At 37.1% G+C, this 22180-nt stretch carries 16 protein-coding genes; 3 read left to right on the forward strand and 13 right to left on the reverse strand.

Translation table 11 applies throughout. The features are described from left to right. Both CAL6303_RS02560 and CAL6303_RS02565 read right to left on the reverse strand, forming a co-directional pair. A complete protein-coding gene (locus tag CAL6303_RS02560; protein WP_015196256.1) occupies window positions 1-1596 on the reverse strand; it encodes a GTPase in 1596 nt (531 codons plus the stop codon). Window positions 1597-1820: 224 nt separating this feature from the next. Next, window positions 1821-3494, reverse strand: coding sequence for a GTPase (locus CAL6303_RS02565; protein ID WP_015196257.1), 1674 nt, complete (start codon window positions 3492-3494; stop codon window positions 1821-1823). Window positions 3495-4481: 987 nt separating this feature from the next. On the opposite strand from CAL6303_RS02565, the gene CAL6303_RS02570 reads away from it, so the two are divergent. Next, window positions 4482-4898 carry a hypothetical protein gene (locus tag CAL6303_RS02570; RefSeq protein WP_015196258.1) on the forward strand — a complete coding sequence of 139 codons (417 nt, stop codon included), beginning with the start codon at window positions 4482-4484 and terminating at the stop codon, window positions 4896-4898. Between the two features lie 118 nt (window positions 4899-5016). On the opposite strand, the gene CAL6303_RS02575 is transcribed toward CAL6303_RS02570, so the two are convergent. After that, the gene (locus CAL6303_RS02575; RefSeq protein ID WP_015196259.1) at window positions 5017-6495 is read right to left on the reverse strand and encodes an alpha-amylase; all 1479 of its coding nucleotides are present in this window, start codon (window positions 6493-6495) and stop codon (window positions 5017-5019) included. Between the two features lie 674 nt (window positions 6496-7169). Between CAL6303_RS02575 and CAL6303_RS02580 the strand changes: the two genes are divergently transcribed. Then, a complete protein-coding gene (locus tag CAL6303_RS02580) occupies window positions 7170-8780 on the forward strand; it encodes a peptide ligase PGM1-related protein (RefSeq protein WP_041740194.1) in 1611 nt (536 codons plus the stop codon). A gap of 186 nt (window positions 8781-8966) precedes the next feature. Here the strand turns inward: CAL6303_RS02580 and CAL6303_RS02585 are convergent, their stop codons facing one another. Next, a complete protein-coding gene (locus CAL6303_RS02585) occupies window positions 8967-11891 on the reverse strand; it encodes a methyl-accepting chemotaxis protein (RefSeq protein WP_015196261.1) in 2925 nt (974 codons plus the stop codon). 470 nt (window positions 11892-12361) lie between these two features. Here CAL6303_RS02585 and CAL6303_RS02590 point away from each other — a divergent pair, with 470 nt between their 5' ends. After that, complete coding sequence (locus CAL6303_RS02590) at window positions 12362-12841, forward strand: bifunctional alanine racemase/tRNA (adenosine(37)-N6)-threonylcarbamoyltransferase complex ATPase subunit type 1 TsaE (protein WP_015196262.1); 480 nt, start codon at window positions 12362-12364, stop codon at window positions 12839-12841. Between the two features lie 41 nt (window positions 12842-12882). On the opposite strand, the gene CAL6303_RS02595 is transcribed toward CAL6303_RS02590, so the two are convergent. From CAL6303_RS02595 to eno, 9 genes are all read right to left on the reverse strand, one after another. Further along, complete coding sequence (locus CAL6303_RS02595; RefSeq protein ID WP_015196263.1) at window positions 12883-14604, reverse strand: NFACT family protein; 1722 nt, start codon at window positions 14602-14604, stop codon at window positions 12883-12885. A gap of 128 nt (window positions 14605-14732) precedes the next feature. Continuing rightward, window positions 14733-15515: a CsgG/HfaB family protein gene (locus tag CAL6303_RS02600; protein WP_015196264.1), complete on the reverse strand. Its 783-nt coding sequence runs from the start codon at window positions 15513-15515 to the stop codon at window positions 14733-14735. Window positions 15516-16283: 768 nt separating this feature from the next. After that, a complete protein-coding gene (locus CAL6303_RS02605; protein ID WP_015196265.1) occupies window positions 16284-16772 on the reverse strand; it encodes a GNAT family N-acetyltransferase in 489 nt (162 codons plus the stop codon). 96 nt (window positions 16773-16868) lie between these two features. Beyond that, window positions 16869-17240, reverse strand: coding sequence for a hypothetical protein (locus tag CAL6303_RS02610; protein ID WP_015196266.1), 372 nt, complete (start codon window positions 17238-17240; stop codon window positions 16869-16871). Window positions 17241-17259: 19 nt separating this feature from the next. Then, complete coding sequence (locus tag CAL6303_RS02615; protein WP_015196267.1) at window positions 17260-17700, reverse strand: GNAT family N-acetyltransferase; 441 nt, start codon at window positions 17698-17700, stop codon at window positions 17260-17262. 359 nt (window positions 17701-18059) lie between these two features. Further along, a complete protein-coding gene (locus CAL6303_RS02620) occupies window positions 18060-18575 on the reverse strand; it encodes a GNAT family N-acetyltransferase (protein ID WP_015196268.1) in 516 nt (171 codons plus the stop codon). Between the two features lie 72 nt (window positions 18576-18647). Then, window positions 18648-19211: a protoporphyrinogen oxidase HemJ gene (gene hemJ / locus CAL6303_RS02625; protein ID WP_015196269.1), complete on the reverse strand. Its 564-nt coding sequence runs from the start codon at window positions 19209-19211 to the stop codon at window positions 18648-18650. A gap of 249 nt (window positions 19212-19460) precedes the next feature. After that, entirely contained in the window at window positions 19461-20498 is a 1038-nt protein-coding gene (acsF, locus tag CAL6303_RS02630) for a magnesium-protoporphyrin IX monomethyl ester (oxidative) cyclase (protein ID WP_015196270.1), read from the reverse strand. 194 nt (window positions 20499-20692) lie between these two features. Further along, the gene (gene eno / locus CAL6303_RS02635; protein WP_015196271.1) at window positions 20693-21973 is read right to left on the reverse strand and encodes a phosphopyruvate hydratase; all 1281 of its coding nucleotides are present in this window, start codon (window positions 21971-21973) and stop codon (window positions 20693-20695) included. Between the last annotated feature and the right edge of the window lie 207 nt (window positions 21974-22180).

Consider the following 22180-nt stretch of genomic DNA (forward strand, 5'->3'; position numbering starts at 1 on the left):
TTATTCTAGATTGCAAAGGGGTTTAAACGAAAAATCCAAAATCTTGTCGATGTTGGGTTCTAATATATTACAAATATCTTGTTCTGTCAGTTCATTTCCGAAATTTGATAATTTACTCACTAGCTGTGAGATTTTTTTGTATTTTGCGTGATATTCTCTATCTAAATCCTTATATTCATAAGATTTGCCTACCGCATCAGAGGTAAAAACATGAGCTAGTGTTAAAAGTAAACAAATTCCACTGTGGCTGAAGGAATTATATGTAGTGCCTACGAGTTTATATTCTCCTGTTTCTTCCTCCCAGTATTCAGTATGGGAGTATTCTTTTCGATAGCCGTCTAATATTTGCTTAGTTATAGTTTTTTGCTCATATCCGACAATTTCTGAAACCTTTTTCTTTTTGCCATAATGACCATGCTTTGACAAATTTTTTAACCCTTTAAAGACATTACTAGTATCACGCCATTCTGTTTTCTCTATTATTATCGGACGATCGTAATCTGGTACATGATCATAAATGGTTTTAAAATTAGGAACCGATTTGTATATTGCCTTTGATTTTTTTTGTGTTACCTTTTCATGATATGATACAGTACATTCATTGATTAACTTATTGATCTGAGTATGAATTAGTTGTTTGAGAGCATCAGGTTTATCTTGTTCTCGTCCCAATAAAAAATTTATATATTCCCAAAGTTCGTCACAAGCTTGATTTAAGTTTTGATAATCACTTGATTCACCAGTGGGCTTTTGACAAGCTATATTTGCAAGCAGCTTTACTATCTCAAATTTAGCTTGATAGGTAAACTCATGAGATATTTTTTTCTTCTGTGAATTTAGGAAATTATCAAATTTTTTTGCTTCTTTACTCTCTAGCATCTGGCAAGAGAGTTTCATTAACTCATAAACGCCTTCTCCTGTCCAACAACTAATTTTAGCAATTTTGGGGTGATTTGTATTTCCTAAAACATCAGCATGTACTTTGGTAATTTTGTCTATAGCATCAGATATATTTTCATATGAAGCTATTTGATTTTCGCAATTTTCCTTATTTACAAACATATTAAAAATGTAAATCAGCTGACTATGCATATTTAATAAATCTTTCAAATAGAAACAGTCATCACGTAAAAATTGCTTATCTGGAGCTATCAAATAAAAAATTATGTCTGGCTGAAATTGTTTTTGTTTATATTGATCAATGCTAAATATTTGTTTTTGATAATCTTGATTTTTAATATATTGAGTGATTATAAGACTCTCAACAAAAGGAAAATCTTCTACTTGTTCTAAACCAAGTGCAACTCGATTGTAGTTTTCTAATCTATCGTCACTACAAACACCAGGTAAATCAAAATATTCTATCCCAACTGGAAATTGAATGAAGTTAATTTCATTAGTACAGTCTTGATGTCCTGATGATGGCATTAGGTTATCAATTCCTGTCAAGCAATTTCCTAGTGTTGTTTTGCCACTTCCAGTCCTACCAGTTACAACGATTTTGATGTCACATATTTTCTTAGGAGATGTAGCTAAACTTTCAATAAAAAATTTAGATCTAATTGCAGAGAGAGATGGTTGATTAAGTTTAAACATAATGCGTATAAAAATTAGAGCGATGATGATACATGTGAAAAATGTAGAGACGCGACATGTCGCGTCTCAATGCCATATGTAAAGCGGTATTACAATAACATCCGCTTTTCTTTGATGCCTTAAGGCTTTACGCGTCTACCTTACATTGCTAATGACAAAACTCCATTCTTTGCGAAAGACGAGGTTTAAGTGAATTTATTTAAACTACAGATAGCTTACTAAAATTAATTAGATTTTAAATTCGTAACTAATATATTTTCAATTAACTCAATAAGCTGTTGTTCTGTATTTGCTATGGAATTGTTATCTAGTAAATGTTCAATTTTATCTTTTACAGGTTCTAACTTAAGCTCAATATAATTTTCGGAATTGCTGATACAATTTTGCAAAGAAGAATCGGAATTAAGACAATGCTTTTGTACGCCATATCCCAAAGCCAGGATGAATTTAATGACAGGATAACTACCTTGGAGATACTCTTGACCAACTATTTTTTCTACCTCTCCCACTACAGCTTGAACTGTATCAATTATTTTTGTTTCATAGCCAACAAACCGCTCTTCTAACCTTTCAATAGGTTTTCTTACTTTCTCAGTGACAACTTCAGGATCAAAATAACTTCCTAAGCCAAAAAAACTTGTCGTCATATTTATTAATTTTTTAAAACCACCTAATTTATTGACTTTAGTTTCATTAATTTCTATGTAATCTACCACGGAAACATATTCAAATATAGGTTCTTTCTGGGTAATCTCTTTTGTTTCGGTAATTTTATCTCTTGCTTTTATAGCTTTTGTCCGCTGTTTCTTAATTTCGTTATTAGTTAATTCAATTATTTGATTTAATTCTGCCTTGATTTTAACTAAGTCCTCTTGGCTTTTGAAAGTTTCAACTCCATAAGAACTAATAGCAATAGCAGCAGTCTTTAATAAATCTTCTCCACCAGCTTGTTCATTAATCTTTTTGCTTGCTAGACGGCAAGCAATCTTAATTAATGTTTTAAGATAGCGAGAGTCTCTTTCTTTTTGTGCGAATTCTTTTAAATCGCTACGCAATACCTCTTCAATATTGCCCAGTTTCTCTTGAGGTAAAATTTGACAAATCTCAGAGGTAATTTCATTAATTCCGTTACCAGCTTTGGCATTAAAAGTTATGATTGCTGGATTTTGTTGAGTTTCAAATACTTCTTGATATATTTTGCTAATTCCAGCTTTCACATCTTCTATATTCTGTTTAGTTGATTTCATTGTCTTTGTTCTTTCATCACAAAACATATTCAGAGCAAAAATAACTTTGTTTTGTTGATGATATTGTTGATTATTTTTCAGTAATGCTCGTAAATATTTTTTATCACTCCGTATAAATTGCATATGAGGAGCAATGACATAAAGAATTACATCAGCTTTAACTTTGTTTTGAGTAGCTTCAGATTGCCAATTATCAACGCTAATGGTTTTTGTTTCTGGAGATTCTGGGTTAGAGTAATCTATTTTTTGGAACTCTTTAATCGCCTTGATCCCATCATCCTCATCTTCAATTTGTGGCATTAGCAAAGTAGCACGATTAATATTTTCATATTCCTCACTACTTCCTGCACCAGGTAAATCAAAATAGTAGAGATTACTTGCTAATCGAAAACAACCTACACTATCTGTACAATCTATATTACCTGTGGATTTCATCACATCTTGCTCAATAAGACGATTTCCCAGATAAGTCTTACCTGCGCCAGTGCGTCCGGTAACATATAAATTTACAGGACTTGCAAATAATTTATTATTTTTATTCAAAGCACCAATTAGCTTTTTCGATTCAAGATCACTTAGATTAATTATTTCTAAAATTTCCGGTTGATCTTGAAAAATAGAGAGAAGATTATTTAGAGCTTGGTTAGACATAGCATATTACTTTAGTCACAATAATTTGTATTCCCCACAGTTGTTAACTTTGCAAATTAAATAATTTACAAAAATGCTTAACTACCAATTAATATAGTAGTTTTGAGACAATACATACTCAAATATTGTCACACAAACTATTGAACTATCTCAGTAATGATACTGATTTAGTCATTCACCGCAAAATACATGGCTTGATAAACTATTCGTGATTGAGGGATAATATTAATCAAGCGATCGCTACAGTGGTAAACTACGCATAATTGATTCGCACCCTTTCCCAGCGTTACCCATACAGCAAATCAACGAGAATCAAGTTACTTGATATCAAGTCGAAAATATTATTATTCACCCACACGCATACAAAACCATCATTAGATCTAAAGTCATACTGATATAGATAGACTCAAGATATAGGAATCCGGTTTGATTTTTGTTGGCGTAGTCTGTGCTTTGCACTTACAAAATTAGGTATTTGTAGGGTGCGTTAGCATTTCGCATAACGCACCATTCTCAAGGGTTTGGTGCGTTATGCTGTCGCTCAGGGAACACCAAAAAATAAATTACCCAATAAATAATGGTGGGTTACGGACTATCGTCCTAACCCACCCTACAAATTAAAGACTTTTTTATTTGGAAGTCCCTAACACACCCTACGTATCTTTTCAAAAATCAAATATGAGTCCTATATAATTTGTTAACGTTAGCACGGTAAAAAACAGCAAAATTTTTATTCCTAACTCTAACCTATGACTGATGTTAGTAGCAAGAGAATAAATTAAGTTGGATATAATGCTCAAAACAAGTAAAACCTTTATTTAATCATTAGCAAATTCGACTTGGCTTCCATTCAGTGATATTAAATTTATTTGTAAAACTGTGCAAGATAAATAAATTAAAAGTGGCTATTGACCGTGAACTGAGTTAATTGCTTAGTCATTAATATCCAATGAAACATGAGACATAAAATTTAGGAGGAAAGTATATATGAGTTGCTTAAAAAGGCAGTTTAAACAGTCTGAAAATTCACAAAAAAACATAGACCAAAATAGTGATAACAAAAGTGCTGTTGAGGAATCGATGAGTCCAGGACTGACGGGTGAATATGACTGGGAATTACGTGAAAAAGCAGGAATGCGTCAACCTCCAGTCTCTCCCGAGCACATGGGACTTGATGCTGAATACGATGCCAATGGTTTAGCCAAGCGAGTAGCTGCTGCTTTTGATAAACATCCGGATATTCAGGATGTTCAAACTTTAGAAATCTTTCAAGATGGTTGTAAAATTATACTTAAGGGATCATTACCCAATCAGTCTATTCTTGAACAAATGATCCATGTAGCTAGTAAGGTAGACGGTACAAAAGCTGTAGATACTTCGCAAGTGGAAATTAAAGCTAATTGATAATACAGTTAAGTAGTCAGACAAAAGTGAATTACACTACCTTATTGCGTAGTTCACTTATACCAAATCCCCGACTTTTTCAAAAAGTCGGGGGTTTAAGGCAACATCAAAAATAGTGTTATTCTTCTACCCAAACGGATACCGAACCAGCATTACATCTAAAGTCACCCCAACCATGTTCATTGGTTTGCACGGGTTCCTTGATATGTTCTGTGATATCTACAAATTTGGCGTTTGGTTTGCCAACTTCCATGGCTTTGAAACCATCATCACCACTGCTTAAAATTACTGCCATTGCTTTAGGGTGTTCTTCATCCCCTAAACGAGTCCAACCAATGGTGTTTTCGTGATCAAAGTAATCATACTGTTCACCATAGGCGAAATCTTTGCGAGCATAAAGGAATTTATCAATAATCCAGTTGTGGGATGGCATCACAACGTCATATTCCTGCCCATCGTTTCCTGAGTCTGTATATTCAGTTCCATAATAGTCTGGATAAAATACGCAGGGATAACCTTCACGACGCAGAAGAATAATTGCGTATGCTAGGGGTTTAAACCAAGGTTCAACAACTGATTCTAAGGCTTGTAATGCTTGGGAATCGTGGTTTGCTACAAAGGTTACAGCATGGCTAGGATCTTGCTGCATTAGGGTACCATCTAGAATTTTCCGCATGTCGTAGCTATTACCAGCTTTGCTTGCGTAGTGGAAATTGTAATGTAGTGGTACGTCAAATAAATCTACTTTACCCTGGGTGTTAGCGATATATGCGTGAAGTGCTTGAATATCTGGATCCCAATATTCACCGACTGCAAATAATTCCTTACCTGCAAATTCGTTCATTTTATCCAGCCAGATGGGGAAGAACCACGCAGGGATATGTTTCACCGCATCTAAGCGGAATCCTTTTGCACCTGTGGTTTCGATATACCATTTACCCCATTCGATGAGTTGGTTGCGTACTGATTCTTCTTCAAAATCTAAGTCGCATCCCATCAAATAATCAAAGTTACCGTTTTCTAAGGCAACGTAATCATCAAAGGATTTGCCTTCAAAAACATAAATTGTGGAGTCGTCTCCTTGATTATTGTCATTATAATCAATGGCATCAAAGTGCCACCAATGCCATTCAAAATCTGAATATTTACCTTGACGGGCAGAATATTTAAAATGTGTATAGGTTTTAATTTCGTGTAAATCACCTTTTGGCTCAACTCGATTATCACGGGGATAGGGAGTTGCCTTCATTACCTCTGCTTCGTCACCACCCATGAGATGGTTGAAAACTATGTCAACATAAGGACCAATTCCTACTTCTTTTAGTGCGTTCAAAGCATCTAAATATTCTTGCCGAGTTCCATATTTTGTGCGTACTGATCCTTTCTGATCAAATTCGCCTAAATCATACAAATCGTAAACTCCGTAGCCTACGTCCATACCGCCACCAATACCCTTGTAACCAGGTGGTAGCCAAAGAGCATCAAAGCCTGCATCGGCTAACTCTTTAGCACTTTTTTTCAATCTTTTCCAGTGTTTTCCATCATCTGGGATATACCAGTGAAAAAACTGCATCATCACGCCATTTTGGTACGCCATAATACCTACGTAGTCTCCATTACCCTTGCTAGTTGTTAATTAGTACCCCTGCCATATAATCTGTGAGAGGGACTGTAAAAGTTGCAATTTATCGGCAGGTCTTAATGGTATTACTGCATCGATACTTAAAACTTTATGAGAGAGTAATTTAAATAGCCATAGTCCATGAGGCTGATTCCCTGAAACGTTGTTAGGTATATATATCTCTCTTCTGATATAGTGACAACAATCCGTGTGGACACAGCACTCAGATGCGACGAAACTGCTACGCGATCGCTTGTATGTGTTTGCAGTAGTTTTAGCGTGAAACTAAAAACTAAATCAAACACTATATTTATACTTTCAAAGACTTGAGTAGCTGAGTGGGACGCGCAAATTGTATATCAGATAAGCGTTCAGGATGATGAATTAAGGAGTAATGTTCGTATTCAAACCAATGCATCTCACCTTTTTCGCGGTTGCAAGTTTGGCAAATTACCCAGAAAGTTATTGACGACTATTATCAGCTTGATTCTCTGAAGCGATCGCTTTAGAGTCTGAATAACTATAGAACCTTATTGAGAGGAGTTTGATCCCAGTTAAATTAATAAACTTAAAAAACAACAGCGATCGCTGAAATTTTGAGATATATAAGAGAAGTAATGGGTGTTCGACAATCAAAAGGGGTTAGGTTTATGCAAGCACTAGATATTACAAACTCCCAGGAGGTTGATCAATTCCGTCAGCTACAACTGACATTATGCGATCGCTGGAAAACTATAGAACTCTTTGATAATAGCGATGCTGATATTTTGGTTATTCCTTCTTTAAGTATTGATCAACGGGAACTTGCCAAAGTTGAAGGTTGTGAACACTATGAAGAACGATTATTATTTTCATTAATTCGCTTACGAAATCCTCGTACTCGTCTAATTTATGTAACTTCAATGCCACTGCATCCCAGTATCATTGATTATTATTTACAATTGCTGCCAGGAATTCCTTTTTCCCATGCTCGCAACCGTTTACTATTATTATCAACCTACGATTCATCTCTAAAACCCCTCAGTCAAAAGATTTTAGAACGTCCTCGCTTACTACAGAGAATTTCTCAAGCTTTGCGGCTAAATAAATCATTTATGACTTGTTACAATGCCACAAACTTAGAATCAGAGTTATCGCTGAAATTGGGTGTACCCCTATATGCAGCAGCACCAAACCTGCAATATTGGGGGACAAAAAGTGGTAGTAGACAAATATTTGCGGAATGTGAAGTGCCACATCCCGACGGAAGCGATCGCATGTGGAATCCAGTAGACTTAGCAGAAGCAACCGCACATTTGTGGGAACGTCAACCAGACTTGAAAAGAGTGGTGATCAAACTCAACGAAGGCATTTCTGGTGAAGGTAATGCTTTATTGGATTTGCGACCAATCAGTGAAGTTGCCCCACCAAATAGTTCTCATGAACAAAGAATCACAGCAATTCTAGATTGTTTTCAAACCATGCGTTTTCAATCAAGTCAAGAAAGCTGGGAAAACTTCAAAGGACGAATTAGCGAATTAGGTGCAATTGCAGAAGCATTTGTCGAAGGAGAAATTAAACGTTCCCCCAGTGTACAAGGACGTATTACCCCTTCGGGAGATGTTGAGGTTCTTTCAACCCATGACCAAATTTTAGGGGGTCCCGATGGTCAAATTTACCTGGGTTGCCGTTTCCCCGCAGACTCTAGCTACAGATTAAAATTACAACAACTAGGTTTAAAAATTGGTCAAAATTTAGCATCTAAAGGTGCATTAGAAAGATACGGTGTTGACTTTATCACTGTTCAAAAAGAAGATGGTGAATGGGATATTCAAGCAATTGAAATCAACCTCCGCAAAGGTGGGACAACACACCCTTTCATGACTTTAAAACTATTAACCAATGGTCGCTATGACCTTTCCACTGGATTATTCTATAGTCAACAAGGTAAACCTAAATATTACATCGCCACTGATAACCTGCATAAAAGCCGTTATCAGGGACTTTTGCCCAATGATTTGATGGATGTTATTGCCCATCATCGTTTACATTTCGAGACAGGAACCGAAACAGGTAGTGTTTTTCACCTCATGGGTTGCCTATCTCAATTTGGCAAATTAGGATTAACTAGTATTGGAGATTCTCCTCAAGAAGCGGAAGATATTTACAACAAAGTTACAAAAGTTTTGGATGTAGAAAGCAGTAGTTCTCCCGAAAATTTATCTGCATTTCCAGATTATTCAACCCCAATGAGTTGGGAAGAAGGTAGTTCCCACTGGTAATTGCAAAAATTACATATAGATGTTCCAGTTGAACGTCTATATGTGATTTTCAAGTTTATAACGGTTCTGAGTTGAGTTACAGCAGTTTTTTACGTATTTTAACCACATCATCTTTCGGGGTAAAATCCCCGTCATAAAACTTACTTGCGTAGCTTGCTTCTCGCTCTGCGAGTATTGCGACTTGTTTTAAGAGTTCCCTGTTTCATTTACCTTTAATTTATCCAGATTAATTTGTAACTCTTGAGCAATATTTAAAGCTTTTTGCCAAGACTGAAATACCTGTTGAGAAAAATCATTGCTAACTTCGGAAACCTGATCAATTTCCTGAATCATCTCTTGAATAGATTGCGATGTTTCTAATTGAAATGTCGTTCCTTCAAAAATAGAATTTACTAGTTGGTTGATTTGTTTTAAAGCAATTAGAGTCTCATTTAAAGAAGCTTTGGTATTTTCGGTTATATTAGTTTCCTTCACTACTTGTGAAGTAACTAAATCCATTACTTGAATAATTTCTCGTGTTTCTTGCTGATTAGTATTGACTATTGCTTCAATTTCTTGAGTAATAGCAGCACACCTAATAGCTAAATCTCCTAAGTTTGTTGCAATCAACAAAAAACTACTATCTTGATTTCTTCTAGAAGCTTGCAACTCTGTGTTAACTGCTAAAAGACTAGCTTGTGTTCCAATTTCACTCACCAAATCAATAATATTATCGATTTGTAAGGAAGACTCTCCTAATTTTTTAACTCTCTTTTTCATTTCGTCAATTGTTGAACGCAAAGTTGAAATATTTTGCGTGGCTGAATCAATGACAGTTAAGCTTTGTTGAGCATTATTAAAAGATGTACGGGTAACTTCTCGTGCTTGGTTGTTACTTGCAGAAGTAGCTTGTAGAGAAGATATAATAGGTTGAACTTTTTCTAATACATTTTGAAGTGCTGATGTTTGTTTCTGTGTTTGTGCTGATAATTCATAGATAACATTTTCGTTTTCTCTAACTATAGTATTTATCTGGCAGCTTGAAGATTGAACCTCAGTGATAGTTTTCTTGAGATTATCAACTACTAAGTTAAAATTTTCGGCAATTAACCCTATTTGTCCAGATACGACTTCTGCTTTAACAGTTAAATTACCTTGGGATACACTAGAGATATCTTGAATTAATCTGGAAATTTGCTGCTGTAATACTTCTTGCTGCTGACGTTTTTCACCAGAAACCAATTCTGCAAGAGAACTAGCATGATCTATTCTTTGATTAAGGGATGTCTGTTCTAAAGCATAACCGATAGGAATTGCTACCTGTTTCAACAAATTAATTTCTAAATTTTGCCATTCCCGTGTCTCTGAACACTGGTGGGCAATTAGTAAACCATATAGTTTCTTATTAATTAAAATTGGTGCGATTAAGCTAGCTTTAATTCCCAATCGATGTAATAATTCTAAATGAGAGCTTGAAAAATTATGATCATCTACATTTGCAATAGCTTGAACAGAATTATTTTGATATTGATCTATATAGTTTTTCACAAAAACAATATCTATGATTTCTGTTCCTACTGCTATCGGAAAGTCAGGATTAACAGACTCAGCAACAATTTGACCATTCCAATTTTGATCCAAACGGTAAACAAGTACTCTATCTGCTTGAATCGCTGATTTAATGCTAATAATCGCTGAATCCAAAATATATTGAGGATTTAAAGAAACACGATAACGATCAGTAACTTCATGAACTAATTGAGCAATTTTAACTTGATCTTCTTGTTGCTTAACTTGTTGAGTGATTTTATCTGTTAATCGGTTGAAGGTAATTGCTAATTCTCCAATTTCATCCTCCGCAAATACCTCTGCACGAGCAGTGCGATCGCCGGTAAAATATTTAAAAGCTGTTTTTTGCAGTTCCGTAATGGGTAAGATAATTGTTTTTCTGAGAATCACTGTCCAAATTGAAATAATTAACAGTGCGATAACTATTGTTAGTAACTGTATCCAAGAACTATTATTTAATAACTGATTTATCGCTATTTCTGGAGTTCCCCGGACTAAAATGGCTACTGGTTGCTTATTATAACTAACAGTCGATTCGTCATCAGCTTGGAGAATTTTGTTAGGTACGGCTTTAGCAGCAACAACATAAGCTTCGTTTCCTATTGTCATTCGTGCTGTGGGAATGTTATTGCCAGAAAGCACAGCTTCCTTTAATAAAGTCTCACCAGCTTTGGGTAACTGTAAATTCCGAAAACTCTGAGATGAAGCAGAAGCCAAAGATGTTGATAAAATAAACTCACCATTCGGCTTTTGATAATAAATCGCGCTATAACCACCACCAGTTGCATCTAGTGCTGTTTGATTAATAGTATCCTTCTGATTCACTATATCTCCAGATACTAAAGCCCCAATTACTATATTTGTTTCTGGATCTTTGACTGGGGTCACTGTATAACGAATTAAAGCATCTTGATTACGAAAATTTTGGGGTAGAGGTGGTAATTCTTTGCTTAATTCTGACCATTGAACAATTCTACTAGCTTTGATTTGTTTAGGAAAATTAAAAACTTCACTGACTAAACCACCCGGATTAAAAACTTCACCTTGACGTTCAGCATTTGCGTTGACTATTATCTTTAAATCTCGACCAACAAGAGTTGCATATTCAATTTTTCTGGCTGTAATTTCATTAACTAATATCTGCTTGACTTGGGCTTTTAATTCTGGACTTAATGATTGACCCCGGAAACTGTTTGCTGTTGCTCTGATGATTGCAGTATTATCTGATTGTCCTCGAAAACCAAAGCCCATTTGATTGACTTTGATATTATAAGCCATATCTATAACTGCCAGTTCTGATTTAGCTTGTTCAGCAGATATAACTTGTAAATTACTAGTAATTAAAAGCCTACTAACAACAGTTACCCCAATTATTGATATTATTTCAGATGCCACTAGTGCAACAATCTGTTTACGGCTAATTGAAAGATTGCTAAAATGCTGCCATAAAGTCAGTTTCGGTTTTAACAAATAGCCTTGATTACTAGATGTTAATAACTGATGCGATGACGACTCTGGATGAGATTCATTTGATAGGTGTTTAGTTAGAAAATTTTTATTCACTTTAATTTTAGTTACGAATACAGTATTTTTTTAAACCGAAGATTCAGTGAAATATGCTTAATAAGGTGAAACTATCCTGACACAAGGTTTTTCACATTAACTTTAGGGTTTGACAAAATTGCTCAAGGGGAACTAAAACAAAATATACAGTTGTATTTATTTAAACACAATAGGTTCCAGGAAATATAGCTGGTGGGATTAAGTTGTTGAACAGCAATTATAGAGCAAAATTACTCAGACCTAACCATACCGAGGTACAAATATTACAGCTACTTGTTATACTAGGTTTCTCTGTATTATCAATTGCGTAAGTATTTCAGGTATTAATGTTTTTCTGATGCCACCTAATTACTTAGTTTAATGTTTTGTATTATACTTTTTCTCTTAAGTTATGAATTACCGATAAAATATAACTTAATGGGTGACAAACACAAATAATATTACATCTTCAACTGATAGAGTTAGTAGTTATGAAAATCTTTCTCGCCGATTCTGATGCAACGCGATCGCTTGGTTGTAACATTGGCAAATATCTACCTGCTGGTAGTGTGATATTACTTACAGGAGAATTAGGCGCAGGTAAAACAACTTTAGTTCAAGGAATCGGTGAAGGCTTGGAAATTGAGGATTCTATCGTTAGTCCAACTTTTACCATCATCAATGAATATACTGAAGGACGTATACCTCTTTATCACCTAGATTTATACCGTTTAGAACCAGCAGAAGTTCAAGCATTGAACCTAGAAAACTATTGGGAAGGTATCGAAGCTGTACCAGGAATTACAGCGATTGAGTGGTCAGAAAGAATGCCATACATGCCAGAAAGCTATTTGAATATTACCCTAAGTTATAGCGATGAAGGCACAAGGCAGGTAGAATTAATTGTGAAAGATTTTGAATTACCGGATTTTTTTACCAAAAATAAAAATAACAACACAGCTGGAATATGAGACGCAATATATCGTGTCTCTACAAAACTTATCTGACGCTGTTACTTCCTCAGCATTTGGGGTTGTCCCCAGATAATTCGCTCATTCTTATATATGGCAATCCCTGGTTTTGCACCTTTGGGTTTATATACATGCTTGGGTTGGGTATAAACTACGGGTACTTGTTCGCTTTGGCGGGCGCGGCTATAGTATGCAGCTAAATTGGCGGTATACTGAAGGTCTCCTTCATCGGGAACTGTCCCAGGGGTCAAACGTAAGAGAATGTGACTACCGGGTATTTCTTGAGCATGAAACCACAAATCATAGTCGTTGGCAACACGGAAAGTTAATTGATCGTTTTGTTTGTTGTTGCGTCCAATGAGGATTTCTAAACCGCTTGGTGTGCGAAAACTCCGGAAATTTGTACTAGGTTCGTTATTTGCACCCACCCTTTGATCTGGGTTTTCCATGTATTTCTGTCCCACCATCTCATCGCGGATTTCTAACAAAGCTTCCAAATCTTCGCTGCTTTGGTAGGTTTCGATTTGGGAAATTGCCGCTTCGATTTGTTCTAAATAGCCAATTTCGCTGTTTGTTTCTGCTAAAAGTGGTTCAACTGCTGAACGCGCACGTTTGAGCTTTTGGTGCTGTTTGTATAATAATTGAGCATTGACAACTGCATTTTTGTCAGGTTCAAGGGGAATTACCACAGGTTTCCCACTCTCAAAATCAGCCAAGGTAATTTCTTGCATTCCTGGTTCCCAACTATGCAAGTATGCCATCAATAGGTCAGCAGAGGCACGATATTCATCAGCGCGATCGCTTTGTTGTAATCTGGTGCTAAATGCCGTGGCTTTTTGGCGCAACTTCTCTAAAATGTTGTTGAGTTTCTGAGTTAGTTGATGTCGCAGTTGGGAAAATATCAGTTGGTTAAATTGAGTTGTGTAGTAGTTATTAATTAATTCTTGGGTATTTTTGGTTGTTTCTGTCCCACCCCAACCCAAAACGTTATAACCTGCTGTGGTGTAAGCAGGGTGAAAATCGTTATTTTCTAAAGCTTGTAACCATTCTTGCCACTTGCTAAATAAACCTTGCCATTGGGAATCTGTGAGGGTATCGGTTGTCATTTCCCCATCTAGATTTGCCACATCCAACATCGATTGCAACAAAGCTGGAGAAACACCGCGATGAGTTTTGAGTAGCTGTTTTTTTAACCCTCCCGGTACCAAGCTTACCCTTTCTTGCCAACGCGATCGCGCTTCGCTCAAACTGGGAGTAGTATTAGTTAAACTTGGGGGTTTCTCGTAAGCTTGTCCAGTTAAAATGGTGCGAACACTGGATTGCTGCTGATTAACTTGGTGTGCGGTGGTAATAATTTCGTTTTTGGCATTGGTGAGGACAACATTACTATATTTCCCCATAATTTCCACATAAATGTGGTATAGTGGCTCCTCCCCAGGACGACGAGCAAACTGTAAATCGACAACTCGCTCCCAAGGCGCAATATTTTCGATTCCCACCAAAGCCAAACCACCCAGCTGGCTCACCAATTGCTGACTGAAAGTAAAAGTATCAGGAATGCGAGGGGGAGGATTGCCAATATGTAACCGGGCAGCTTGGGAATGCCAAGACACCTCCAACCATCCTCGCTGATTTAACGTCCGCAGTGCTATGGAAACAGTATAGCGATCGCGCTGGTAAACTTGCTCAAGCCGTGACGGCAACCACTCAGCGCGAAGTTCGCTACAAACAGCACTCAAAGTTGTAAAGTCAAAGGATTGCAAAACAATTAGCCGCCAGCATTCTATCTTCGATGCATAGTATAACTTGCCTGAATGCTAAGAAACTGATTTTTAATCAGCAATTCGACTTTTCTATCGAAAGTAGGGGGTCTAAGTTTTACTACTCAGCACTACTCCAACTCTAAAACACCTCGCGTCCCATCACGACGTTTTTGGTCTTTAGCATCAAATTTCGCCACACAAGAGCCTTTATCAACCATGACACAACTCAAATAATCGGTTGCTTCAATCAACGCTGCACGTAAAGCCTTGCCAACAGGTGCTCGCTTTGTTTTTGCGCTATTTCCTCCCACATTGATGCCGCCAATACTAACTCCAGCAGATCCACCTTTAGATTCTGAAGTTGCACGTCCTTCGATGGTACGAGAATGAACTACTTCTCCAGTAGTGGAATCTACAACACGCAAATCAATCGCAATATAAGCCTGTTGTTTTTTCTGATTACCTCCACCCCCAACACGAATTCCGCCGATATTGATGCCATCAATTCTACCTCCAGAGGATTCATCAGAAACCCCTTCTTCGTAGGAGGTAACTTTACCTAAAACAATGTACTTTGAACCTGTAAGCTGTCCTTTCTTGGCTCCTGTTCCTGGGCGAACTAGCCCAGCCTCAGCTAATTCTTGCTCGGAAAGTACAGATCCAAGTTTTTGGCGCTCAACTACGCTAAACTTTCCTGTTGCATTTAACTCATTACTCAGAGCATCTGACAATTCTACAGAAGTTCCACTACGCCACCACCACCAGCCCGTTTCATTTTTAAATTCTGGAACCGAGATAGTTGGTTTTGATTCTGCTAACACAGGACTATCAACGCCTAAACCAAATCCTAAAGTGACGAGAGTAACAACAGCGCTAACACTGATTGCGCGGAAATTCGATGAAATCTTCATAATAAGATCGTTATTAATGCGGATCAGAATAAAATTGTCAATGATTACTTAGTAAACAATACATATCTTTACTTAAGTAATTCTTCATTATTGCCATGGAAGCTAGATGTGTAAAATCTATGCCACGATTCAACGCTACTTTTTCGGGAATAGCGTGATTTAACCTATTATACAGCCACTTTCATCTCTAATGATGAATCAGTAACATACTTAAACGTTCAACTTAAAGTTATTGTCCCTTGAGTTTTCAGCCAAACAATAAACAAACTCTAACAGTGAAAGAGGAAATATTTTATACAGCGACTGTAAAGATTTCTCATTTTTTTATAAAGATAATTCAAAATTCAAGTAAATTATCTAACATAAGCCCTAAGTAAATCCCAAAACATCCGCATCAAAAGAGGCAGGGGAACAGATTGGACTTAATTCTGCACCCCAAGCAAGCTATAGGAATCCGATTTGATTAGAGATTTCCAAATAAAAAAAATATCCCAAAATTTATTGTGGTGCAGGCATCTTGCCTGCTACTAATGCAAGAACAGGCAAGACTTCGGCGTGAGCGCTCAGTTCTTACCTCCGGTACACTTCGTTCCGACAGGCTCAGGAACCATCGAACGCTGCCTATCCCACAATATTGGATCATCTTTTTTGTGGAGTTCTCTTAGTAAATCAAATATGATTCCTAAGTAGGTGGGTGTTGAAAATTGTAGTTAACACAAGGCAGTGGGCAGTAGGCAGTAGTGGTAAGTGCTAAGTAGTTACGCAAAATTAAATGACATTCAAATAGTTATTGGATTCGCATAACTTCTGTTTTTCCATGAATACAAACGATAATTTTTTGTTTACTTCTTCACTTTTGAATATCTTATAGCCAAGCCGCTCATAAAGATTAATATTACGTTCACTTTTGTATCCGGTAAATAACTCAAAACGCTGCGCTTTATCAAAACATAATTCGACTTGCTCCATCAAGGCTGTACCAATGCCTTTTCCCTGATAATCAGGATGAACAATCAGCCGCTCAATATGGCAAGTATTTCCTATTTGATAGCCTCTAACTGAGCCGACAATCTTATCTTGAATTTCTACCTTTAAAAAAACTTTATATGCGAAATCGCTTATTAACTCGTCTAGAGTTTGCGTGAGTGGTGGAATGTCAAAGTCGTCGTAAAATTCCGCTTCACTCTGAAATGCTAGCTTTTGTAGTTTGAGAATAGCTGCTGCATCGTTAAACAGAGCTTTTGTAGCGTTTTTCATAATCGCAATAACTTACTGTACTTTGCAGCCTCAAACAAACCTTCGCATTTATAATTAGGGTCAGGTTACGTTCTTAAATCGGTGAAGTTCTACCCTTTACGTTTGCCTTTTATAAGAAAAATAACGATTCAAATCTTTGTTACTAGCCATATAAATCGGAATAACGGTGCTGAGAACAGCCATAATCAAACTTCCAACGATGAGGATGGTAGAAAGTTTTGCTCTCAGTGCAATAACCATCGCTATGAGAATCACAACCATGAAACTACATATACCCATCAACACCCATTTTGCCCATTTGTGTCCCTGCATCACAAAATACATCACGACAATTGTGAGTAAAATTCGACCAATAGCCCACCTATCCTTTGCAATTATAACTAGGGTAATATCTAAGGCGCAGAGTACCAGAAACATAGTGAGTAATATATTTCGGGCTTTCAAGGCAGATTCTTCGATGTGGATCATAGCTTTTGTGATGTCACTGCTATAACTTTACCGCATAGTGGTAAAAGTCTCGATCCTTGATATATCCCAGTGATTCATAGAGAGATTGAGCGGCAGTATTAGAGGTTTGGGTTGCTAAAATAATTCGGATTGCTCCTGTTTTCCGTGCAAAATTCTCGGCTGCCCTTATAAGAGACTTGGCAACACCTTTTTTTCGATGTGCTTCCTCCACAAATAAATCATTCAAAATCCAGACAGGTTTCATTGAGACTGAAGAACAGCTAGGGTAAAGCTGGGTAAATCCAACTATCAGATCATTATCAAAAGCTACAAGCACAGTAGAATCATTTTTTTGGAAACGCTCCTGAAGAAAGGCTTTTGCGGCTTCGAGATCTGAGGACTGTTTATAGAAAACACGATATTGATCAAATAACTTCGATACTTCCTCAAGATGCTCAAAATTAGCTAGAACAACTTCCATCTTTTATCCTCATAACTCACTACAGGTTCAAATTTAATACTGATTGAAAAAGTGTTTGCAATATATCTAGTAAGTTTTCCCGCTCTAGATTTTTTCAAATTGGTATCATCCAGGACTTACGCAACAACTAATACCAATTGAAATAATGATTGCAACACATGCAACGGTAGAGACGTAGCAGTGCTACGTCTCTACAAATATTTATCTGTCGCGTTGTTTTTTCAAATCGGTATAAGAATTTATGTCATTGCGACGTAAGGAAGCAATCTCAAAGTCTGGTTTTCCCATTACGATTGCGTAAGCCCTATCATCTTGATAACTTGAACAGAAACTTCAAAATGTTTTCCCAGTTAATAAGCTCAATTGCTGGGATTTTTCGATTTATCAGTTCCCTGTTCTAATTTTTTCTCCCAAAATAGTGCTTTTCCCATCTGAGGATTTAGCTCATACCCACTGAATCCACATGCTTTGTATGCTGACTGGGCAACATGGTTTCCTTCCAGTACCTCTAGCGTGAGTTTACAGCAATCTAAACTAACCGCGATCGCTTCTGCTTTTTCAAGTAGTAATTTCGATAAGCCTCTACCACGGTATGGTAAAGAAACAATGACATCGTGAATATTCAGTAACGGTTTACAGGCAAACGTCGAAAATCCCTCTAAACAAACAACAAGTCCTGCGGGTTTGGCATCGACAAATGCGAGAATTACATGAGCCGTTTTTCTCTTTGCCAGTTCTGTTGGAAGATTTTGCTTAACGTAGTCAGATAAACCTTGCCCACCACCCATCGGATCGAGTGCATATTCATCCATTAAGTGAACTATAGCTTCTGCGTGGGTAGTTAAACTCAGATCTGCTTCAATAATTTCAATCATTTATTGATTTTTGATTTTCAGCTATTGATGTAATTTTGATTATAGGGATGACGAAAGTAACTTGGAATCAGCCTAACTAGGAAGACTAGATTCTTCTTGCTTTTCTAAGCGTCTTTTACCTGCATAAAGCTGAATAATGACAGCAAAGATTGAGACTACAATTGCCGTTCCCCAAGCTGTAATAGTCATTGGCAAGCTGTTTTTGAAGATTGCTAACAACACTACTAAACCAAGCAAAATAGTAGGTACTTCATTGATTCGTCGCATTTGTAAACTGTTGATGGAGCAGTTTTCTGTCTCTAACTGAACTATCAACCTCCCACAGTAGAAATGAAACGCTATTAATAACAAAACAAAGAAAAGCTTCACATGAAGCCAAGTTTGCTTTAAGATATCTGGCTCAGTGGAGATAATTCCGATTGCCATTGCAATTGTAAATATCATTGCTGGCATCATAATCAATTTGTAAAGCAGCTTCTCGATCCGGCTATACTCTTGCTTCAAGGCAGTTTTGATAGGTTCTTGGCGTTCTTCGGCTTCGATATGATAAATGAATAGACGAGGCAAATAAAACAAGCCTGCAAACCAAGCTACAAATCCCAGAATGTGGAGTGACTTGAACCAAAGATATGCCATAAATCTCTCAATACTTTTGAGATGTACTACTTTATATCCTACACGTAATGCGCCATAGCCTCAAACTGTGACTAATTATAGCGAAGCTCGCGCGACGTTAGTCGTTCGCTAGCACAATCTAGATGAAGCTAATAATGCGAAGCTTGCGCGACATAAGTCGTTTGCTTTTAGCGAAGCGGAGCTTTATTGCTTTTAGCGTTCCGTAGGAATATTAGTAAGATCGAGATAACCCTGCTGCCTTCAAAATTTTCATCCTCTCATTGATTTCATCATAAGTAGACGTAACATAATCGATAAAATTGTAAGATGATGTGGAATTTTTCTGAGCAATTTTAGAAACATATTCTGATTAGATATATTAATTTTTTTGTTTTCTGAAATATGCAACAAGCAAATGTCTAATTTTTCAAAAAAATGTGGATCTTCAACATCAAGAATTACAGGCAAATCTTTTCTGATAGAGTTGTTGACCTTTTGTATTGTAGAAACATAGTATTCACGAGCATCTAGCCCAAGTAATGCGAGCAGTTTATCGTTACTCTTATACTTGAAGTATGTCATACTAAAAATCAACAGCAAAAAGAACTTGCAGATTAATTTTGCTATTAATCCATTAGAAAACTGTAGTTGCGATTTGATAATTGCGCCAAAAAAATCTCCATGTCGATTCTCATCTTCACTCCATGATTTATAAAAGCTGAAAATAGGATAGATGGAGTATTCAGGATGAGCCTGTAAATGCTCGAAAATAGTTATGTAATAACAGCTAGAAATTTTCTCAGACAGATAGGTAGAATAGATAAACCACGAAAAAGGCAGAGAAATATATTGTCTATGTTCTTTTTTTAGAAAATCTAAGCTAGGTCTAACATGAAAATCTAAGAGAGCTTTATTTAGGAAACTAGCATGACGGGCTTCATCACGAGACATTAGAGAAAATCCATCGGAAAGGATGCTGTTTGTTTCCTTGAGTTGATATGATAGTTCTTTGTACAGGATAAATCCTGAATACTCAGCAGCACAGTACATTTCTAGAAGTTTAATTATGAGTTCTTGCGCCTCACCTTGAATGTGATCCCAAGACTGATTAAATCTGTCGTCACGTATATACTTGTCTTTGCTGTAGTCATTTTTTAAATTGGCGACAGCGTTATTAAAGATTTCTTGGAAGCTAACAGTATCAACATTAGAAAGTTTTCTGATATTAGTTGTATAGAATCCTGGGGAAATGAGAGTTTCTTTCACTAAAATCTTAGTATTTAACTGTGTGTTTTCAACATATTCCATATTTCAAATCTTCTACTATCGGTTGAAGTTTGGGGAAGCTGACACTTTGAAGTGGCTTGTCTTGGGAAAGGTTTTATAGCTATTTTCAGGTAAATAGACCACCTGTAGGGGTTTAGCAATGTGCTTTACCCCTACGGTTGATGTGGTTCAAAGGCGTGAAAACTGGTGTATACCTTTAAATCAATGCAACCAAATTACTTTGGTCCCATACCTACGGTTCCAGCGTAAACTGCTCGTTCTCCTAATTCATCCTCAATCCGTAGCAAACGATTATATTTTGCTACCCGTTCACTACGACATAATGAACCAGTTTTAATCTGTCCAGCACGGGTTGCAACAGCCAAATCCGCAATGGTTGTATCTTCTGTTTCTCCGGAACGGTGACTAATTACCGAACGGATACCGTTACGGGTAGCTAAATCGATAGTTTCCAAGGTTTCGGTGAGGGAACCAATTTGATTGAGTTTAATCAAAATTGCATTCGCTGCTTTTTCTTCGATACCTTTTTTGAGGCGTGTAGCATTGGTGACAAATAAATCATCCCCAACCAACTGCACTTTATTACCAATTTTGGTAGTTAATGCTTGCCAGTTTTGCCAATCTTCTTCATGTAAACCATCTTCAATGGAAACAATGGGATACTGATTGCTTAACTGTGCCATGTAGTCGATAAATTCGCTAGGAGAATGGGGTTTGCCATCATAGACATATTGCCCATCTTTGTAGAACTCACTTGCGGCAACATCTAAAGCTAAGGCTACCTCTTCCCCTGGTTTATATCCAGCCTTTTCAATCGCAGCCACAAGTAATTCTAAAGCAACTTGGTTAGATTCCAAATTTGGGGCAAATCCACCCTCATCACCCACACCTGTGAGTAAGCCTTTATCATCCAGGACTTTCGCCAAGGTCGCAAATACCTCAGCACCCCAGCGTAAAGCTTCACGGAAGGAGCCTGCACCCACTGGTACAATCATAAACTCCTGAAAATCAACGTTATTTGAGGCGTGTGCCCCACCATTAATTACGTTCATTAACGGCACGGGTAATAAATTTGATAATGGTCCACCCAAATAGCGGTAGAGGGGAATAGCTAAAGACTCAGCAGCAGCTTTTGCTGAAGCCAAGGATACAGCTAAAATAGCATTAGCTCCCAAATTCGCTTTATTGTGGGAACCATCGATACTAATCATGGTTTTGTCGAGGAGTTCCTGATTAAGGGCATCCATGTTTAGTAGCCGAGGCGCGATCGCATCTCTCACATTTTGCACTGCTTTGAGTACACCTTTACCGCCATAACGGTTTTTTTCACCATCTCGTAGTTCATGTGCCTCAAATGTACCCGTCGAAGCACCGCTAGGAACCTGTGCCAAGCCTACCACGCCATTAAATAGATGTACTTCCGCTTCTATAGTCGGTTTTCCCCGTGAATCAAGAATTTCGCGGGCAACAATTGCTTCAATTGCAGTATCAATCATCTGTTGTTCGTCCTTTTTTAAGAATGCGTCCTAGCCGCTAACTGTAAACAGTTCAACACAGTCCAACCGATCTAGCATAGGATTTTGCGGCACTTTGTAACCAGAAGTTAAGGAATATTTCAGACAGTTAGCAGTGAACAGCCTTAACGGGTTGCTTGTTAGTTAAACAGCTGCATCGAAGCTCCCTTTCCTTCTGAAACAACTTTT

Source organism: Calothrix sp. PCC 6303, from assembly GCF_000317435.1.
GTDB lineage: Bacteria > Cyanobacteriota > Cyanobacteriia > Cyanobacteriales > Nostocaceae > PCC-6303.